At 72.2% G+C, this 15,084-nt stretch carries 20 protein-coding genes; 12 read left to right on the forward strand and 8 right to left on the reverse strand.

Annotation, left to right across the window (positions count from 1 at the left end; translation table 11 throughout):
- Positions 1-104: 104 nt before the first annotated feature.
- On the forward strand, positions 105-647 hold the full coding sequence (locus HLI28_RS06055; RefSeq protein ID WP_171246614.1) for a hypothetical protein: 543 nt from the start codon (positions 105-107) through the stop codon (positions 645-647).
- Between the two features lie 45 nt (positions 648-692).
- Here HLI28_RS06055 and HLI28_RS06060 read toward each other — a convergent pair whose 3' ends face one another.
- Positions 693-1,172: a MarR family winged helix-turn-helix transcriptional regulator gene (locus tag HLI28_RS06060; protein WP_216077432.1), complete on the reverse strand. Its 480-nt coding sequence runs from the start codon at positions 1,170-1,172 to the stop codon at positions 693-695.
- A 116-nt stretch (positions 1,173-1,288) separates the two neighbouring features.
- Here HLI28_RS06060 and HLI28_RS06065 point away from each other — a divergent pair, with 116 nt between their 5' ends.
- Together HLI28_RS06065 and HLI28_RS06070 are read left to right on the forward strand one after the other, a co-directional pair.
- Entirely contained in the window at positions 1,289-2,341 is a 1,053-nt protein-coding gene (locus HLI28_RS06065) for an LLM class flavin-dependent oxidoreductase (RefSeq protein ID WP_343035692.1), read from the forward strand.
- Entirely contained in the window at positions 2,338-2,985 is a 648-nt protein-coding gene (locus HLI28_RS06070) for an NADPH-dependent F420 reductase (protein ID WP_171246616.1), read from the forward strand. The genes HLI28_RS06065 and HLI28_RS06070 overlap by 4 nt, the downstream gene beginning before the upstream one ends.
- Before the next feature lie 49 nt (positions 2,986-3,034).
- Here the strand turns inward: HLI28_RS06070 and HLI28_RS06075 are convergent, their stop codons facing one another.
- Positions 3,035-3,580 carry a TetR/AcrR family transcriptional regulator gene (locus HLI28_RS06075; RefSeq protein ID WP_171246617.1) on the reverse strand — a complete coding sequence of 182 codons (546 nt, stop codon included), beginning with the start codon at positions 3,578-3,580 and terminating at the stop codon, positions 3,035-3,037.
- 76 nt (positions 3,581-3,656) lie between these two features.
- On the opposite strand from HLI28_RS06075, the gene HLI28_RS06080 reads away from it, so the two are divergent.
- The gene (locus HLI28_RS06080; protein WP_171246618.1) at positions 3,657-4,103 is read left to right on the forward strand and encodes an SRPBCC domain-containing protein; all 447 of its coding nucleotides are present in this window, start codon (positions 3,657-3,659) and stop codon (positions 4,101-4,103) included.
- A gap of 51 nt (positions 4,104-4,154) precedes the next feature.
- On the opposite strand, the gene HLI28_RS06085 is transcribed toward HLI28_RS06080, so the two are convergent.
- Positions 4,155-4,760 (reverse strand): TetR/AcrR family transcriptional regulator, encoded by a 606-nt coding sequence (locus HLI28_RS06085; protein WP_171246619.1) that lies wholly within the window; start codon positions 4,758-4,760, stop codon positions 4,155-4,157.
- Positions 4,761-4,856: 96 nt separating this feature from the next.
- Here HLI28_RS06085 and HLI28_RS06090 point away from each other — a divergent pair, with 96 nt between their 5' ends.
- A complete protein-coding gene (locus HLI28_RS06090) occupies positions 4,857-5,699 on the forward strand; it encodes an alpha/beta fold hydrolase (protein ID WP_171246620.1) in 843 nt (280 codons plus the stop codon).
- 83 nt (positions 5,700-5,782) lie between these two features.
- Here the strand turns inward: HLI28_RS06090 and HLI28_RS06095 are convergent, their stop codons facing one another.
- The gene (locus HLI28_RS06095; protein WP_171246621.1) at positions 5,783-6,190 is read right to left on the reverse strand and encodes a RidA family protein; all 408 of its coding nucleotides are present in this window, start codon (positions 6,188-6,190) and stop codon (positions 5,783-5,785) included.
- Positions 6,191-6,269: 79 nt separating this feature from the next.
- On the opposite strand from HLI28_RS06095, the gene HLI28_RS06100 reads away from it, so the two are divergent.
- Together HLI28_RS06100 and HLI28_RS06105 are read left to right on the forward strand one after the other, a co-directional pair.
- Complete coding sequence (locus tag HLI28_RS06100) at positions 6,270-6,650, forward strand: winged helix-turn-helix transcriptional regulator (RefSeq protein ID WP_171246622.1); 381 nt, start codon at positions 6,270-6,272, stop codon at positions 6,648-6,650.
- Between the two features lie 116 nt (positions 6,651-6,766).
- Positions 6,767-7,786 carry a bile acid:sodium symporter family protein gene (locus tag HLI28_RS06105; RefSeq protein ID WP_343035693.1) on the forward strand — a complete coding sequence of 340 codons (1,020 nt, stop codon included), beginning with the start codon at positions 6,767-6,769 and terminating at the stop codon, positions 7,784-7,786.
- A gap of 31 nt (positions 7,787-7,817) precedes the next feature.
- On the opposite strand, the gene HLI28_RS06110 is transcribed toward HLI28_RS06105, so the two are convergent.
- Positions 7,818-8,501: a DJ-1/PfpI family protein gene (locus tag HLI28_RS06110; RefSeq protein ID WP_171246623.1), complete on the reverse strand. Its 684-nt coding sequence runs from the start codon at positions 8,499-8,501 to the stop codon at positions 7,818-7,820.
- A gap of 163 nt (positions 8,502-8,664) precedes the next feature.
- On the opposite strand from HLI28_RS06110, the gene HLI28_RS06115 reads away from it, so the two are divergent.
- On the forward strand, positions 8,665-9,483 hold the full coding sequence (locus HLI28_RS06115; protein WP_171246624.1) for an alpha/beta fold hydrolase: 819 nt from the start codon (positions 8,665-8,667) through the stop codon (positions 9,481-9,483).
- Positions 9,480-10,532, forward strand: a complete 1,053-nt coding sequence (locus HLI28_RS06120; RefSeq protein WP_171246625.1) for a S66 family peptidase — start codon at positions 9,480-9,482, stop codon at positions 10,530-10,532. The genes HLI28_RS06115 and HLI28_RS06120 overlap by 4 nt, the downstream gene beginning before the upstream one ends.
- 67 nt (positions 10,533-10,599) lie before the next feature.
- On the opposite strand, the gene HLI28_RS06125 is transcribed toward HLI28_RS06120, so the two are convergent.
- Positions 10,600-11,619 carry an aldo/keto reductase gene (locus HLI28_RS06125; RefSeq protein ID WP_171246626.1) on the reverse strand — a complete coding sequence of 340 codons (1,020 nt, stop codon included), beginning with the start codon at positions 11,617-11,619 and terminating at the stop codon, positions 10,600-10,602.
- A gap of 118 nt (positions 11,620-11,737) precedes the next feature.
- On the opposite strand from HLI28_RS06125, the gene HLI28_RS06130 reads away from it, so the two are divergent.
- Positions 11,738-12,325 carry a TetR/AcrR family transcriptional regulator gene (locus HLI28_RS06130; RefSeq protein ID WP_171246627.1) on the forward strand — a complete coding sequence of 196 codons (588 nt, stop codon included), beginning with the start codon at positions 11,738-11,740 and terminating at the stop codon, positions 12,323-12,325.
- Here HLI28_RS06130 and HLI28_RS06135 read toward each other — a convergent pair.
- Positions 12,322-12,552, reverse strand: coding sequence for a hypothetical protein (locus tag HLI28_RS06135; protein ID WP_171246628.1), 231 nt, complete (start codon positions 12,550-12,552; stop codon positions 12,322-12,324). The genes HLI28_RS06130 and HLI28_RS06135 overlap by 4 nt on opposite strands.
- Before the next feature lie 106 nt (positions 12,553-12,658).
- Here HLI28_RS06135 and HLI28_RS06140 point away from each other — a divergent pair, with 106 nt between their 5' ends.
- Positions 12,659-12,979 (forward strand): cupin domain-containing protein, encoded by a 321-nt coding sequence (locus HLI28_RS06140; RefSeq protein ID WP_171246629.1) that lies wholly within the window; start codon positions 12,659-12,661, stop codon positions 12,977-12,979.
- 41 nt (positions 12,980-13,020) lie between these two features.
- Positions 13,021-13,800 carry a Type 1 glutamine amidotransferase-like domain-containing protein gene (locus HLI28_RS06145; protein ID WP_171246630.1) on the forward strand — a complete coding sequence of 260 codons (780 nt, stop codon included), beginning with the start codon at positions 13,021-13,023 and terminating at the stop codon, positions 13,798-13,800.
- Positions 13,801-13,845: 45 nt separating this feature from the next.
- Here the strand turns inward: HLI28_RS06145 and HLI28_RS06150 are convergent, their stop codons facing one another.
- The gene (locus tag HLI28_RS06150) at positions 13,846-15,030 is read right to left on the reverse strand and encodes an AI-2E family transporter (protein ID WP_171246631.1); all 1,185 of its coding nucleotides are present in this window, start codon (positions 15,028-15,030) and stop codon (positions 13,846-13,848) included.
- Positions 15,031-15,084 lie beyond the last annotated feature (54 nt).

The following is a 15,084-nucleotide window of genomic DNA, read 5'->3' on the forward strand; positions in this document are numbered from 1 at the left end:
TGTCCACGCTGCACGGGTCCTGCCCGCGAGCCTAGGAGCGATCGGTGTGCGGCGCGTGTCGGTGCCGCCCGTGGCATCGTGGAACCGGCGGCGAGGAGGCGGCCATGGCGAAGGGCTGGCTGGTGCGGGCCACGGGTGTGCTGCTGCTGATCGGCGCGGCGGGCATCGGCGTCGACGCCTGGCTCTCCTGGAACCAGGCGGACGGCTCCTGGGGACTGATCCTCGCCTACCTCGGCACGACGTTCGGGCTGGTCCTGCTGGTCCCCGTGATGGTGCGCCTCCGGGGCTGGATGGCGGGCACGGCGGTCGCCGTCGGCGCCGCGAGCACGTTCGTGTTCTGGTACGGCTACCCGGAGTTCGCGATGTACGGGGGCCTCGGGTCGCTGTTCCTCGGTGCCGTCATGCTCTCGCTGCCCGACTGGGGCCGCGTCGCCGCGTTCCCCTGGATCGTCTCCGGCACGCTCGGGCTGCCGGACCTCGTCCGGGAGGGCGTCTCGTGGGGTCCGGTGGCCTCGTTCTCGGTGCTCGGTGTCGCCATCGGCCTCACCGGGGCGTACGTGGTCACCCGCCCGGCGGGCGCCGGGCCACGGCACGGGACGGACGACCCTCCGGCCGAGCTCCCGACCGGCCGAAACACTTCCACCTAGGCGACCGACGCGTCTCCCCAGCACGCTCGGACCCACCGGACGGGGTCACCGTCGCGGACCGCCGGTGTCGGCCAGCCGGGCGGACAGCGCCTGGGCGATCTCACCGGCCGCGTCGAGCTGGGCCGGTGAGAGGGCGTCGATGAACAGCTCGGAGACGGCCTGCAGGTGGCCGACCGAGGCGCGGCGGAAGACGTCGGCGCCCGCATCGGTCAGGTGGACGCAGGACCCCCAGCCCCCGTCCGCAGGGCCCTTGCGTTCCACCAGGCCGCGACGTTCCATGCGTCCGACGTGGTGCGACAGCCGGCTGCGTTCCCAGCCGACGGCGTCCGCCAGCTCGGAGGAGCGCAGGTTGCGCGCGGGGGCCTCGCGCAGGGCGAGCAGGACCGAGTAGTCCTGCAGGGACATCCCCGACTCGGACTGGAGCCGGGCGCCCAACCGCGAGCGCAGCAGCTCGGTCGTCTCGATGAACGCGCGCCAGGTCGCCAGCTGCTGCGCCGTCGGAGCGTGCCGAGCTGTCTCTGCCACGGCGGGCCTCCCCTCTTCGATGGACATGTCAACCATCGGGAATAGGTGTTGACCTGTCAAGTGTTGACGTGTCAACTTCCGCCATCCTCCACCTCGATCACCTGGGGAGTCACACCGTGAGCACCACTGTTGAGTTCGGCCTCGACTCGTTCGGCGACCGCCCGATGGGCACCGACGGCGAGCTGGTCTCGCACGCCGCGGCCATCCGTCAGGTCGTCGACGAGGCCGTGCTGGCCGACCAGACCGGCGTCGACGTCATCGCCCTGGGCGAGCACCACCGCCCCGAGTACGCGATCTCCTCCCCGGACACGGTCCTGGCCGGGCTCGCCGGCGTCACGCAGAACATCCGGCTCGCCTCCGGGGTGACCGTGCTGTCCTCCGACGACCCGGTCCGGGTCTTCCAGCGCTTCGCCACGGTCGACGCCCTGTCCCGCGGGCGGGCCGAGGTCATCCTCGGCCGCGGCTCGTTCACCGAGTCCTTCCCGCTGTTCGGCTACGACCTGGCCGACTACGACCTGCTGTTCGAGGAGAAGATCCAGCTCTTCGCCGAGCTGCTCAAGGAGAAGCCCGTCACCTGGTCCGGCACCACCCGTGCCGCGCTCACCGACGCGGAGGTCTTCCCCACCACCGAGTCCGGCCACCTGAGCACCTGGGTCGGCGTCGGCGGGTCCCCGCAGTCCGTGATCCGCGCGGCCCACTACGACCTGCCCCTCATGCTCGCCATCATCGGCGGCGACCCCGCACGCTTCCGCCCGTACGTCGACCTGTACCGGCGCGCTGCCGCGCAGTTCGGCACCACCGCCCACCCGGTCGGCATGCACTCGCCCGGCTTCATCGCCGACACCGACGAGGAGGCCCGGGAGATCTACTGGCCCCACTACCGCCTGCAGCGCGACCGCATCGGCGCCACGCGGGGCTGGCCTCCCGTGCGCCGGTCCGAGTTCGACGCCGAGATCGGCGGCGGGTCCCTCTACGTCGGCTCGCCCGAGACCGTCGCCCGCAGGGTCGCCGCAGCCGTGACCAGCCTCGGCGTGGGGCGGTTCGACCTCATCTACACCACCGGTGCGCAGCCCGCCGACGCGCGCCTGCGCAACGTCGAGCTGTACGGGACCAAGGTCATCCCCCTGGTCCGTGACCTGCTCGCCGACCAGCCCCAGGAGATCGCATGAGCACCAGCAACCAGACCCTCGGCATCATCGGCGCGGGCAAGGTCGGCACCGTCCTCGCGCGCCTCGCGGTCCGGGCTGGCTACCGCGTCCTGATCTCCGGCTCCGGGGATCCGGCGAAGATCGCCCTGACCGTCGAGGTCCTCGCACCCGGCGCCGAACCCGTCACCACGGCCGAGGCCGCGGCCAAGGCCGACGTCGTGATCCTCGCCCTCCCGCTGGGCAAGCACCGCGCGCTGCCCGCCGACGCACTGGCCGGCAAGCTCGTCGTCGACGCCATGAACTTCTGGTGGGAGACGGACGGCCACCGCGAGGACCTCTCCCGGCCCGCCACCTCCACCAGCGAGCTCGTCCAGGCCTCGCTGCCCGCCGCCCGCGTCGTCAAGGCGTTCAACCACATGGGCTACCACGACCTGGAGGACGGCTCCCGGCCCGCCGGTCACCCCGAGCGCAAGGCGATCGCCGTCGCGGGGGACGAGGCCGACGACGTCACCGCCGCGGCCGCCGTCGTCGACGCTCTCGGGTTCGACCCGGTCGTCACCGGTGCTCTGGCCACCGGGCGGCGGCTGGAACCGGGGCATCCCGCCTTCGGAGCGAACGTCGGCGCGGACCGGCTCCGGCTCCTCACCCGGGAGACCGCCGCCTGACCACGCGCCCGACGGGCACGGCCGCGTGCCGCGCCCGTCCGGGGCGTCGTCAGGCGACGCCGGGCGGGGTCTCGGCGGCCAGGTGGCGCAGGCCGACCGCCCAGGTGGCGTCGAGGTCGGCCTCCGCGGGGAAGCGGCGGTTGAGCTCCAGCGTCGCCATGCCGTGCATGAACGCGAACACGGCGCGAGCCCTGGCCTCGTCACCGTGCAGAACGTCGACCAGCGGCTGCGCTGCCGCCGCCTCGACGCCGGGGACGAGTTCGTCCCGATCCAGCTCCCGCTCGGTCATCAGCCGGTAGAGATGCGGGGACCGACGGGCGAAGGCGCGGTACGCCCCGCCGATGCCGCCGATCTCGTCGTCGGTCGAGCCTTCCAGCGCCTGGCGCAGCGCGGCCGCCAGCTCGGCGAAGCCGTCGGAGACCAGCGCGTTCTCCAACGCCTGCTTGTCCGGCAGATGGTTGTACAAGGACGGTGCGCGGATGCCGAGACGGTCGGCGACCGCCCGCATGGTGACGGCGTCGACACCCCCGCCGTCCAGCAGCTCGCGTGCCGCCCGGACGATCGCCGCCCGTCGCGCTGTCGATGCTCGTGCCATCGCCGACTCCTGGGAACAGTTTCGAGACTAACGCTGTTAGTTTACCCGTCCGTCCCCGTCCATCCAGGGAGACCGCATGTCCACCACCATCAGTCACGCCGTCCGGATCGACCGTGCACCGGCCGACGTCTGGAGCGTGCTCACCGACACCGCTCGCTACCCGGACTGGAACCCGTTCATCACACGGTTGTCCGGGAATCTCGAGGTGGGGTCCCGCCTCGAGGCGGTGATCGAGCCCCCCGGCCGGCGCCCGATGACCTTCCGACCCACGGTCGTCGACCACGAGCCGGGGCGGGCGCTCCACTGGCGGGGCCGCCTCGGGCTCCCCGGCATCTTCGACGGTGACCACCGCTTCGAGCTGGACGGGCTCCCGTCCGGCGGCACGCTGCTGACCCAGACCGAGACCTTCAGCGGCGTCCTGGTCCCGCTGCTCCGGTCGATCCTCGCCCCGACCCGGCTCGGGTTCGAGCAGATGAACGACGCCCTGAGGACGCGCGCGGAGGGACTGCCCGCCCGTCCGTGACCCCGCGGCGCGCCGGCGCCGCCTCGACGACCCTCGCGCACCCACCGTCGGTCAGCGGTCGCCGCGCCCCGGCTCGGCGGGCCCGTCCGCCTCGACGCCCGCCGCGTCGAGCAGGACTGCGGCGGCACGGCGGGCCTGGGCCGCGACGCCGCCGTCCCGGGTGATCGCCGCCGTGGTCTGCGCGCCCTCGACGAGGAGGTCGACCTGCAGCGCGACGTCATCGGCGAGCCCTTCCCGGCGGACCAGGTCGCGGACGTACGCCCGGACCGACTCCTTCTGCTCACGCACGGCGGCCACGACCCGGGGCGACGTCGCGCCGAGCTCGCCGAAGGAGTTGATGAACGCACAGCCGCGGAAGTCGTCCTCGCGGAACCACCCGTCGAGGAAGTCGAAGATCGACAGCAGCCGCTCCCGAGGTGTCCGCGCGCCGGCGGCGGCCCGCTCGACACCGCTCCACCAGATCGCGGTGCGGTGCGCCAGCACCGCGACGACGAGGTCCTCCTTGGACGGGAACAGCCCGTAGATCCGCTTGAGCGACGAACCCGCCTCGGCGCGGACCGCGTCCATGCCGACGTTCTGGATGCCACGGACGTAGAACAGCCGGTCGGCGGCGGCGACGATTCCGGCGCGGGCAGCCGTGTCGTCGGGTCGTGTCATGCAGATCACCTCACCCCGGGAACAGAACGGCCGTTCTCCAGGTTACAGCCACCAACGAGAACGACCGTTCTCCACCGATCGACAGGGAGCACGACCATGGGCTACATCACCGTCAGCCACGAGAACAGCACCGACGTCGAGATCTACTACGAGGACCACGGCGCCGGCCAGCCCGTCGTGCTCATCCACGGCTACCCGCTCGACGGCAACAGCTGGGAGCTGCAGGCCCGTGAGCTCGTGGACGCCGGGTACCGCGTCATCACCTACGACCGCCGCGGGTTCGGGCGGTCGAGCAAGGTCGGGGCCGGGTACGACTACGACACGTTCGCCGGGGACCTCGACGCCCTGCTCGAGACCCTCGACCTGCGCGACGTCATCCTCGTGGGCTTCTCGATGGGGACGGGCGAGCTGGCCCGGTACGTGAGGAAGCACGGGCACGACCGCGTCGCCAAGCTGGCGTTCCTCGCCTCGCTGGAGCCGTTCCTCGTCCAGCGCGACGACAACCCGGAGGGTGTGCCGCAGTCGGTCTTCGACGGGATCGCCGCGACGGCCCGCGCCGACCGCTACGCCTGGTTCACGCAGTTCTACCAGGACTTCTACAACCTCGACGAGACCCTCGGCAGCCGGATCTCGGAGGAGGTCGTCCGGGCCAACTGGAACACCGCCGTCGGTTCCGCGCCCGTCGCGGCCTACAGCGTCGTCCCCGCCTGGATCGAGGACTTCCGGCCCGACGTCGAGGCCGTCCGGGCCGCGGCCAAGCCGACGCTCATCCTGCACGGGACGAAGGACAACATCCTGCCGATCGACGCCACCGGCCGCCGATTCCGCGACGCCCTGCCCGAGGCGGAGTACGTCGAGATCGAGGGCGCGCCCCACGGGCTGCTGTGGACGCACGCGTCCGAGGTCAACGAGGCGCTGCTGGAGTTCGTCCGGTCCTGACCGGACGCCCCCAGGGGTAGACGACGAGTCCCGGCCGGATCATCGATCCGGCCGGGACTCGTGCGTGCACCGTGCGGCGGCTCTCAGTCGGTGACCGCGATCGCCTCGACCTCCACGAGGACGTCGGGCTCGAACAGGATCTCGACCCCGATGAGCGACGACGGCGGCAGCGGCTGAGGCAGGCCGAGCTCGGCGGCGACGTCCCCGACGCCGGCCAGGAAGTCCTCGATGCGGTCCGGTCGCCATCCGGTCACGTAGAACGTGAGGCGGACGACGTCGGCGAAGCTCGCGCCGCCCCCGGCCAGCCCGATCGCGACGTTGCGCAGCGCGTCCGCGGTCTGGCCGCGGAGGTCGGCGGAGAGCGCCTGCCCGTCGGCGTCACGGCTGACCTGACCGGCCACGTGGACCTGGCGGGTGCCCGTCGCGACGGCGACGTGATGGTAGGGAACGGGCTGCGTCATGCCCTCGGGCGACACATAGGTGACGGTCATGGGGATCCTCCTGTACTCGGTGGTCTGGTTTCTGTAAGGTACCTAGTAGCAGGAAGTCACTACAACGAGACCAGGTTTCATGAACGACACCACGTCACCCGCGCCCCACCTGACGATCGCCCAGCACCGGCGCGACCTGCTCGACCAGGTCCTGGACAAGTGGTCCCTCGAGATCCTCGAGCTCCTGTGCGAGCAGCCCCTGCGGTTCAACGGGCTCCGCCGGGCCATCCCCGGGGTCACGCAGAAGTCGCTCAGCGCGACGCTGCGGCGCCTTGAGCGCAACGGCATCGTCACGCGGGTCGTGCTGTCGACCCGCCCGGTGGCCGTGGAGTACCGCATCTCACCCCTGGGCAAGACCCTCCGGGAGCCCGTCGACGCCTTGATCATCTGGGCCGCCGAGAACGCCGACGAGGTCGAGCGCGCGCGGGACGCGTACGACCAGGCCTCGGCGGAGAGCTGAGAGGTCGCGGCGAACGCCTCGTCCTCGTCACGGACAGGCCGTCGACGTCGGACCAGACGCCCCGTGCGCGTCGACGCGTACCGTACGGTCGACGCGACGACCGAGAGGGACCACCTGTGACACGACGATCCAAGCTGCGGCGCGGGGTACGCCAGTGGGTCGACCCGTTCGTCGTCGCCATCGTCCTCGCCCTCCTGGTCGGCGTCGTGGTACCCGTCCCCGACGGCGCACGGGAAGCGCTCGACGTCGTCACCGACGTCGCGATCGCCCTGCTGTTCCTGCTCTACGGGGCACGGCTACCGACGCGGGAGATCTGGCGGTCGCTGACCGACTGGCGCCTGCAGGGATCGCTGCTCGTCGCGACGTTCGTCGTGTTCCCGCTCGTCGGGCTCGGCGTCTCCGCGGCCGTCGGCCCGGTCGTCGGGCAGGGGATCGCCGTCGGGCTGCTCTGCGTCTCGCTGCTGCCGTCCACGGTGAACTCCGCCGTCGCGTTCACGTCCGTGGCACGCGGCGACGTCGCCGGCGCGATCTGCGGGGCGACCGTGTCGAACGTCGTCGGCATGGTCGCCACTCCCCTGCTGGTCCTCGGCCTGATGAGCGGAGCGGTCGCCGGCGACGGCGCCGTCGGGGCGGACGGTCTGCAGACCGTGCTGCTGCAGCTCCTCGCGCCGCTGGTGCTCGGCCAGCTCCTGCAGCCCTGGGTGGGCGGGCTCCTGCGGCGGCACAAGGCCGTCACCACGGCGGTGGACCGCGGGACGATCCTGCTCATCGTGTTCACGGCGATCAGCGGCGCCACCGCCGAGGGCATCTGGGCAGACATGAGCGTGGGGGTCGTGCTCGTGCTCGTCGGGTCCGCCGGGGTGCTGCTGGCCGTCATGCTGGCCCTGACGTGGTGGGGCGGCCGGGCGCTGGGGCTGCCGCGCGACCAGCGGGTCACCCTGCTGCTCGTCGGGGGGATGAAGTCGCTGGCCACGGGCCTGCCGATGGCCTCGGCGCTGCTGCCCGCCGCGACGCTCGCCGTCGTCGTCGTGCCGCTGGTCGTCTTCCACCAGCTCCAGCTCGTGGTCTGCTCCGTGCTGGCCCGCCGGCTCGGGCAGGAGCCCGTGCCCGCCGAGGCCGGGGCCGGGCGGGGATGAGCCGGGAGGTGCAGGAGGTTCCTGCTGAGCCTCAGAGCAGCTCGGCGACCTTCTCGGCGGTCTTCTTCGCGGAGCCGGGGTTCTGGCCCGTGACGAGGCGTCCGTCGACGACGGTGTACGGAGCGAACGGCAGCGTCGCCTTCTGGTAGCGCGCGCCCCTCTTCCTCGCCTCCTCCTCGACGTTGTACGGCACGAGCTTGTCGACGCGCGCGACCACCTCTTCGGTCCAGGCGAAGCCGGTGACCTGCCGTCCGGCGATGAGGAGGGTGCCGTCGGAGAGCAGCGTGTTGAGCAGGCCGCAGTAGCCGTGGCAGACGGAGGCCACGACGCCGCCCTGCTCCCAGATCTGTCGGGTGATCCGCTGCAGGCCCTCGCTGTCGGGGAAGTCGTACATCACCCCGTGACCGCCGGTGAAGTAGATCGCGTCGTAGTCCGCGGCGTCGATCTCGTCCGGGCCGGCGGTGTGCTCCAGCAGCTCCATCCGGTCCGGGTCGCCGTGCCAGGCCTTGGCGGTCTTGTCGTAGGCGGGGAACTTCAGAGACCGCGGCTCCAGCGGCGACCGTCCACCCTGCGGGCTGACGATCGTCTGCTCGAAGCCGTGCTCGGCGAAGACGTGCCAGGCGTGCGTCAGCTCGGACAGCCACAGTCCGGTCGGGTGCGACGGGTCGTCATAGTGGCCGACGTTGGTGACCACGTGAAGGATGCGTCGGGTCACGGGTGTGCCTCCAGTCGAGCGGATGTCGGGACCTGACCATCCAAACCGACGGCGAGGATCTCGGCGACCGCAGCGTGCACGCGGTCGCTGCTCGTCGCCCCCTAGGCTCAGGTGTGCCGCGCTCACACTGCTGTGCGGCGAGACCCGTGGAAAGTCGAGATCGATGCAGACCACCCTGGGAACGAACGGTCGGAGCTCCGGCGAGCCGGCACCCGTGGTGCTGATCTCCCCGGCGATGGCCATCGGCTCCCGCTACTACCGGCCGGTGGTCGCGGCGTTCGAGGAGGCCGGGTGGGACGCGCGCGCCCTGACCCGTCGCGGCTTCGAGGACCCGTCGGTCACGGCCGGCCGGGGGCGGGACTGGGCCTACCAGGACGAGATCGACGACATCGCGGACGCCGTCGCCGCGGCACGCCGCGAGCGCCCGGACCGTCCCGTCCTGCTGCTCGGCCACAGCCTCGGCGCGCAGCTCGCGGCGGGCTACGCGCTGACCGGCGGCGCGGTGGACGGGCTGATCACCGTCGCGGGAGCCCTGCCCTACCACCGCCACTTCCCCTACGGCGGCGTGCACCTCGTGCTCATGGGAGGCGTGATCGTGCCGGCGCTGACGGCCGTCTTCGGGTACCTCCCCCGGCCGGCGTTCGGCGGTCCCGGCGCTCGCACCCTCATGCGCGAGTGGGCGACGATGGCACGGAGCGGACGGCCGCCCTTCCCGACCGCACCACCCATCGGGACCCCGTCGCTCGTCGTCAGCCTCGACGACGACCCACTGGCACCACGCCGGGCGGTCGAGGCGTTCGCCCGCGACCTGTTCGCACCCGGGACCGTCACCCGCTGGCACTACGCCGACCACGAGGTGCCCGCCGGAGCCAGCAACGACCACATCCGCTGGGTCCGGTCCCCCGAGCGGGTGGTCTCCGCCGCGGTGGACTGGTGGGCCGGGAATCAGGTTCCCCCGTCGCCCACACCCACGGCACCATGACGGACATGGAGCTCATATCGCCCCGCAAGGCCGCCCCCGGTGACAAGGTCGCCGTCGTCTCGCCGTCGTTCGCGGCACCCGGGTTCGCCCCCGCGGTGCACGAGCAGGCGATGGAGCGCCTCGAGGAGGTCACCGGTCTGGTCCCGGTCGAGTACCCGACCACCCGACGCCTCGGCGCGACGCCGCAGGACCGCGCCGCCGACCTGAACGCGGCCTTCGGCGACCCCGAGATCCGCGCGGTGCTGGCCACGATCGGCGGCGAGGACCAGATCACCGTGATCCCCCACCTCGACGCGGACCTCGTGCGCGCCGACCCGAAGCCGTTCCTCGGGCACAGCGACAACACGAACCTGCTGAGCTGGTTGTGGACGCACGGCGTCGCGGGCTATTACGGCGGGTCGACCCAGGTGCACCTCGGCCCGGGACCCGCCGTCGACCCGGTCCACGCCGCGTCCCTGCGCGCCGCGCTGCTGACCGGCGAGCGGCTGGAGATCACCGAACCTGGCGAGGCCGAGGACTTCGGCGTCGACTGGCAGGACCCGGCCGCCCTCACCTCGTTCGGCGACCGCGAACCCACCGAGCCGTGGACGTGGGCGGGGCCCGAGCGGTCCGTCACCGGACGGACCTGGGGCGGCTGCCTCGACGTGCTGCCGTGGATTCTCACCGCGGGCCGCTTCCCGACCGACCCTGCCGTCGTCGACGGCGGCGTCCTGCTGCTCGAGACGTCCGAGGAGCTCCCTCCCGCCCGGGAGGTGGGCTTCGTCGTGCGCTCGCTCGGAGAGCGCGGGCTGCTCGACGCCGTCGACGCCGTCGTCGTCGCACGCCCGCCGACCACGTCGTTCGACGTCGAGCTCACGCCGGCGGAACGCGCCGAGAAGCGTGCCGAGCAGCGCGACGTCGTCATCGAGACCGTGCAGCGCTACAACCCGGAGGCCGTGATCGTCGTCGGCGTGCCGTTCGGCCACACCCGGCCGCAGTGGATCCTGCCGTACGGCGGGATGCTCACCGTCGACGGGGCGGAGCAGCGGGTCTGGGCCGACTACGCGTAGGTGACCGGGGGGCGCCCGACTCCTCGGGCGCCCCCGGGTCACCTGGTTGGAGGACGGGCGGTTCAGCTCACCGCCGGCGCAGCGCCGCGTCCTGCAACGCCGGCGGGGCGTCGTTCTTCTCGTGCGCAGCCAGGTCGGTGCCGGGCGCCACGATCGCGTCGATCGCGTCGAGCACCTCGGCCGTCAGCACCGTCTCGGCGGCCGCGAGCTGCGAGGCGAGGTGGTCGGGCGTGCGCGGCCCGATCAGGGCACTGGTGACGCCGGGATGGGCGGTCACGAACCCCAGCGCGAGCTGGACGAGGCTCAGGCCGGCCTCCTCGGCGACGGTCGCGAGCTGCTCGACAGCGTCCATCCGCGCCTGGTTCGCGCGGTCGGCGAGGTCGAACCGCTGCGGCATGAAGGCCGCGCGGTGGGTGGTGACCTCCTGGTCACGGCGCACGGCTCCGGAGAGCCATCCCGACGCCAGCGGACTCCACACCATCACTCCGAGCCCGTACTGCTGCGCCACGGGCAGCACGTCCCGCTCGACGCCACGCTGCAGGATCGAGTAGCTGGGCTGCTCCGTGACGAACCGCCCGAGCTTCGCCTCGGCGGCTGCCCACTGGGCCTGGACCATCCGGTAGGCGGGGTAGGTCGAGGTGCCGAAGTGACGGATCTTCCCGGCCCGCTGCAGATCCGACAGCGCCGCGAGAGTCTCCTCGTCGCTCGTCGCCGGGTCCCACCGGTGGATCTGGAACAGGTCGACATGGTCGACCCCCAGCCTGCGCAGACTCGCGTCCAGCGCCGTGGTGAGCCAGCGCCGCGACGCACCCCTCTGGCCAGGTCCGTCGCCCATCGGGAGGCCGGCCTTGGTGGCGAGCACGACGTCGTCACGGCGGCCGACGAGGGCCTTGCCGAGCAGTTCCTCCGACTCCCCGCCGCTGTAGACGTCGGCGGTGTCGACAAGGTTGATCCCGGCATCCAGCGCGGTGCCGACGAGGGTGTCGACGTCGGCCTGCGTCGTGCCGCCGATCTTCCCGAAGTTCATCGTGCCCAGCGCCAGGCTGCTCACCTGGATGCCGGTGTGCCCGAGCGTGCGGTACTGCATGAGCGTTCTCCTGTCATGAGGATGGTGCGGTGCAGCGAAGGTCTGGCATGATTGAAGCGGAACGCTGCTCCGTTAAATATACGGAGCGATGCTCCGTTTAGCAAGGAGGAGTCCTGTCATGCCCACCACCGAGTCCGACCGCAGCGAGCCCGCGGCTCCGTCCCGGACGCGGCGCTCCGACGCCCGGCGCAACGAGCAGGCCCTGCTCGGCGCCGCGGCGCGGGTGTTCGCGGAGTCAGGGATCGACGCCCCGGTGCGGCTCATCGCCGCCGAGGCCGGGGTCGGGATGGGCACCATCTACCGGCACTTCCCCTCCCGTGCCGAGCTCGTCGCCGCCGTCTACCGCCACCAGGTCGACGCGTGCGTCGACCTCGGCGAGTCGCTGGTCCAGGGCGACTCGTCACGCTTCGCCGCACTCAGCGAGTGGATCGACGCCTTCGTGGACTTCCTGGCGACCAAGCACGGCCTCGCCTCCGTCCGCACCAGCGACGAGTCGGGCAGCGGGCTGCACGACTACTTCCTCGACCGCCTCGTGCCGATCTGCGACCGCCTCCTCGCCGCAGCGCGCGAGGACGGAGAGGTCGCCGTCGACATCAGCGGCTACGAGCTCATGCGCGGCATCGGCAACCTCTGCCTCTTCTCCGGTGACGACGGCCGCTACGACGCCCGCAGGCTCACCCACCTGCTCCTGGCAGGCATGCGTTAGCGGAAGCCCGGAGCCGCGACGATCCGGAGGCGCCATCCCAGGGCTGCGGCCGCGACCGCCAGGCACAGCCAACCCAGACCGCTGACCAGAGCGCTGTGCGCGGCGACCAGCCTCTCCACCGCGAGCGCGCCGCCGTCCGCCGCGCCGCCGTACATCGTCGAGACGTACCAGCGGTTGCCCCACCGGAAGCCGTCGGCGATCGCCAGCACACCTGCGACAAGAGCCACGAACCGGGCCGTTCTCCGCACGTGATGCACGAGGTGAAGGTAGCGGGTCCGGCGCCGGGCGGAGGCGGCCGCCGGGCTCCGGAGCCACCCGGGTAGGTTCCCACCCATGCGTATCCACCATCTGGACCTCGTGCCGCTGGACGGCGCTGCCGGCGTCGCGATGAGCATGCTCCGCCCCGGGACGGACCCGGCGCGGGTGCGCGTCGACGTCGCCGTGATCGACGCCGGCTCCCGGCTGCCCCGGCATCCTGCCGGACGGGACCAGGCGTTCTACGTCGTCGCCGGGACCGGTCAGGTCGCCGCCGACGACGAAGTCCGCACCGACGTCGGGCCGGGTGACCTGGTGACCTGGGAGGCCGGCGAGCAGCACACCACCTGGGCGACGACCCGGCTCACGGCCGTCATCGTGCAGGAGACCCGGCCCTGAATCGCCTGGTCAGCGGCGCGCCGGGCCACTACCGTCGCGTCATGACGATCACCCTGGTCGGCGGCGGACCGGACTCGACCCGCTCCCCGGAGGTCGTCGAGCCGTTCGTCCGGGCCTGTCACGACCGCGGCGCACGACGGGTCGCCCTGCTCCTCGCCGGGGACCGCGACAGCGCCGACCACTACGCCGCGGACTACGTCTCGCTGCTTTCGGACACGGCCGACGCCGTGGAGGTCCTCCCGCTGTCCGACGGCGTCACCGCCGAGCAGATCGATCGCTACGACGCGTTCGTGGTCGGGGGCGGGCCGACTCCGGTGTATCACCGAGCGCTCGCCACCGTCGCGGCTCCGATGAGGCGCCGCGTCCGCTCGGGTGCTCCGTATCTGGGGTTCTCCGCCGGTGCCATGGTGGCCTCCGGCGCCTCGATCCTCGGCGGGCATCGGTCCTCGGGAGCGGACGTGTGCCCCGTCGAGTGGTCCGAAGGCCTCGAGGAGGTGGATGTGCGACCGGGCCTGGGCCTCGTGCCGTGGGCGGTGGAGACCCACGCCGCACAGGCCGGAACCCTCGGTCGAGCCGTCGACGTGGTCGGCAGGGCGCTGGCATCGAGCGCCGTGGCGATCGACGAGGACACGGCCCTCGTCGTCCGGGGGATGGACAGGCCGGTCGAGGTCGTCGGCTCGGGAGCCGTCTGGTGGGTGACGCCGGTCGCTGACACGACCTCCCCTGCGACGGACTCCCTCACGGTCCGTGTCCACCATGCCCGCCACCCTGCCGCCGAGGCAGGCGGCGTGGACCCGCCCGGCCTCCGGGCGAGCATCTGACGATGGATCTCGGGAGCGGGACGACCGAGCTGACCGCCGACGCCGTCAGACGGTCTCGACCCGCTTCTGCCGGGCGAACTTCGCCGGCAGGTCGGGCCCGTCCCACACCTGGATCGCCCGCCAGATCGACGCGGCGATCGGCACGGCGAGCACCGCGCCGGTGATGCCGACGAGCACCGTCCCGGCCGTCAGGGCGAACAGGATGACCAGCGGGTGCAGCCGGAGGGTCCGGCCCATGACGATCGGCTGGAGGAAGTTGCCCTCGAGCTGGTTCACGCCGACGACGATCGCGACGACGATCAGCGCCTCGACCGGGCCGACGGCGACCAGTGCGACCAGTGCCGCGAGGATGCCCGCCAGCGTCGCACCGACGAGCGGGATGAAGGCGAGCAGGAAGACCAGGACCGACAGCGGGAGCGCCAGGGGGACGCCCACGATCGCGAGGCCGATCCCGATGCCGATCGCGTCGACGGCCGCCACGATCGCCGTCCCCCGGACGTAGTTGCCGAGGGTCTGGATGGTCGCCGCACCGACGCGTCGGCCGCGCTGGTACGCCTCGCCGTCGAACGGCCGCAGCAGGAACTCCCACATCGCCGGGCCGTCCTTCAGGAAGAAGAACAGGACCACGACCATGATGAAGAAGCCCGCGACGAAGTCCGCGGTCTGTGACACCCCCTGGAGCGCACCGGACCCCACCGCGCTGGACTGCAGGAAGTTCACCGCGGAGTCCCGCACCGAGCTGATCTGCTCGGAGGAGATCTGGAACGGCAGGTCCTGGACGTAGGTCTGCAGGGAGTCGAAGCCGTCGAGGGCCTGGCGCCGCAGCTCGTCCCACTGATCGACGACGGCTCGCACGACCAGCCACAGGACAGCCGCCAGGATCGCGATCAGCGCGAGGAGCGCCAGCCACGTCGCGAGGATCGACCGCACCCCCCGGCGACGCAGCCACGACACGAGCGGTGAGATCGCCGCCGCGAGGACCAGTGCGATGAGCACCGGGATGACGACCAAGGTCAGCCGGGTGCTCGCGAACACCAGCACGCCGACGAGGGCGATCACCGCGAGTGCCTGCACCGAGCGCGTCGCGACCTTGCCCATGCCGTCGGACCACAGCTTCGACGCACCCAGCGGTTCGGTGGCGACCGGCCGGGAGGCCTCGACGTCGGGCACCTCCGGCGGACGGCGGCCGGCCGGGCGGGCACGTCGGGCGCGTCGGCCGAAGAGACCCATCGATGTCCTTCCCTCGCTGAACCGGTGGACCCGGACGACATGACCGTAGTGGGG

It is taken from the genome of Isoptericola sediminis, from assembly GCF_013085345.1.
Lineage (GTDB): Bacteria > Actinomycetota > Actinomycetes > Actinomycetales > Cellulomonadaceae > Isoptericola > Isoptericola sediminis.

Excerpts from the sequence above, each read along its gene's own strand:
- HLI28_RS06125 (WP_171246626.1), bottom strand. The coding sequence starts at position 11,619 with ATGCAGTACCGCACGCTCGGGCACACCGGCATCCAGGTGAGCAGCCTG.
- HLI28_RS06120 (WP_171246625.1), top strand. The coding sequence starts at position 9,480 with ATGACGGACATGGAGCTCATATCGCCCCGCAAGGCCGCCCCCGGTGAC.
- HLI28_RS06095 (WP_171246621.1), bottom strand. The coding sequence starts at position 6,190 with ATGACCGTCACCTATGTGTCGCCCGAGGGCATGACGCAGCCCGTTCCC.
- HLI28_RS06090 (WP_171246620.1), top strand. The coding sequence starts at position 4,857 with ATGGGCTACATCACCGTCAGCCACGAGAACAGCACCGACGTCGAGATC.
- HLI28_RS06130 (WP_171246627.1), top strand. The coding sequence starts at position 11,738 with ATGCCCACCACCGAGTCCGACCGCAGCGAGCCCGCGGCTCCGTCCCGG.
- HLI28_RS06140 (WP_171246629.1), top strand. The coding sequence starts at position 12,659 with ATGCGTATCCACCATCTGGACCTCGTGCCGCTGGACGGCGCTGCCGGC.
- HLI28_RS06075 (WP_171246617.1), bottom strand. The coding sequence starts at position 3,580 with ATGGCACGAGCATCGACAGCGCGACGGGCGGCGATCGTCCGGGCGGCA.
- HLI28_RS06150 (WP_171246631.1), bottom strand. The coding sequence starts at position 15,030 with ATGGGTCTCTTCGGCCGACGCGCCCGACGTGCCCGCCCGGCCGGCCGC.
- HLI28_RS06080 (WP_171246618.1), top strand. The coding sequence starts at position 3,657 with ATGTCCACCACCATCAGTCACGCCGTCCGGATCGACCGTGCACCGGCC.
- HLI28_RS06100 (WP_171246622.1), top strand. The coding sequence starts at position 6,270 with ATGAACGACACCACGTCACCCGCGCCCCACCTGACGATCGCCCAGCAC.
- HLI28_RS06145 (WP_171246630.1), top strand. The coding sequence starts at position 13,021 with ATGACGATCACCCTGGTCGGCGGCGGACCGGACTCGACCCGCTCCCCG.
- HLI28_RS06085 (WP_171246619.1), bottom strand. The coding sequence starts at position 4,760 with ATGACACGACCCGACGACACGGCTGCCCGCGCCGGAATCGTCGCCGCC.
- HLI28_RS06115 (WP_171246624.1), top strand. The coding sequence starts at position 8,665 with ATGCAGACCACCCTGGGAACGAACGGTCGGAGCTCCGGCGAGCCGGCA.
- HLI28_RS06055 (WP_171246614.1), top strand. The coding sequence starts at position 105 with ATGGCGAAGGGCTGGCTGGTGCGGGCCACGGGTGTGCTGCTGCTGATC.
- HLI28_RS06070 (WP_171246616.1), top strand. The coding sequence starts at position 2,338 with ATGAGCACCAGCAACCAGACCCTCGGCATCATCGGCGCGGGCAAGGTC.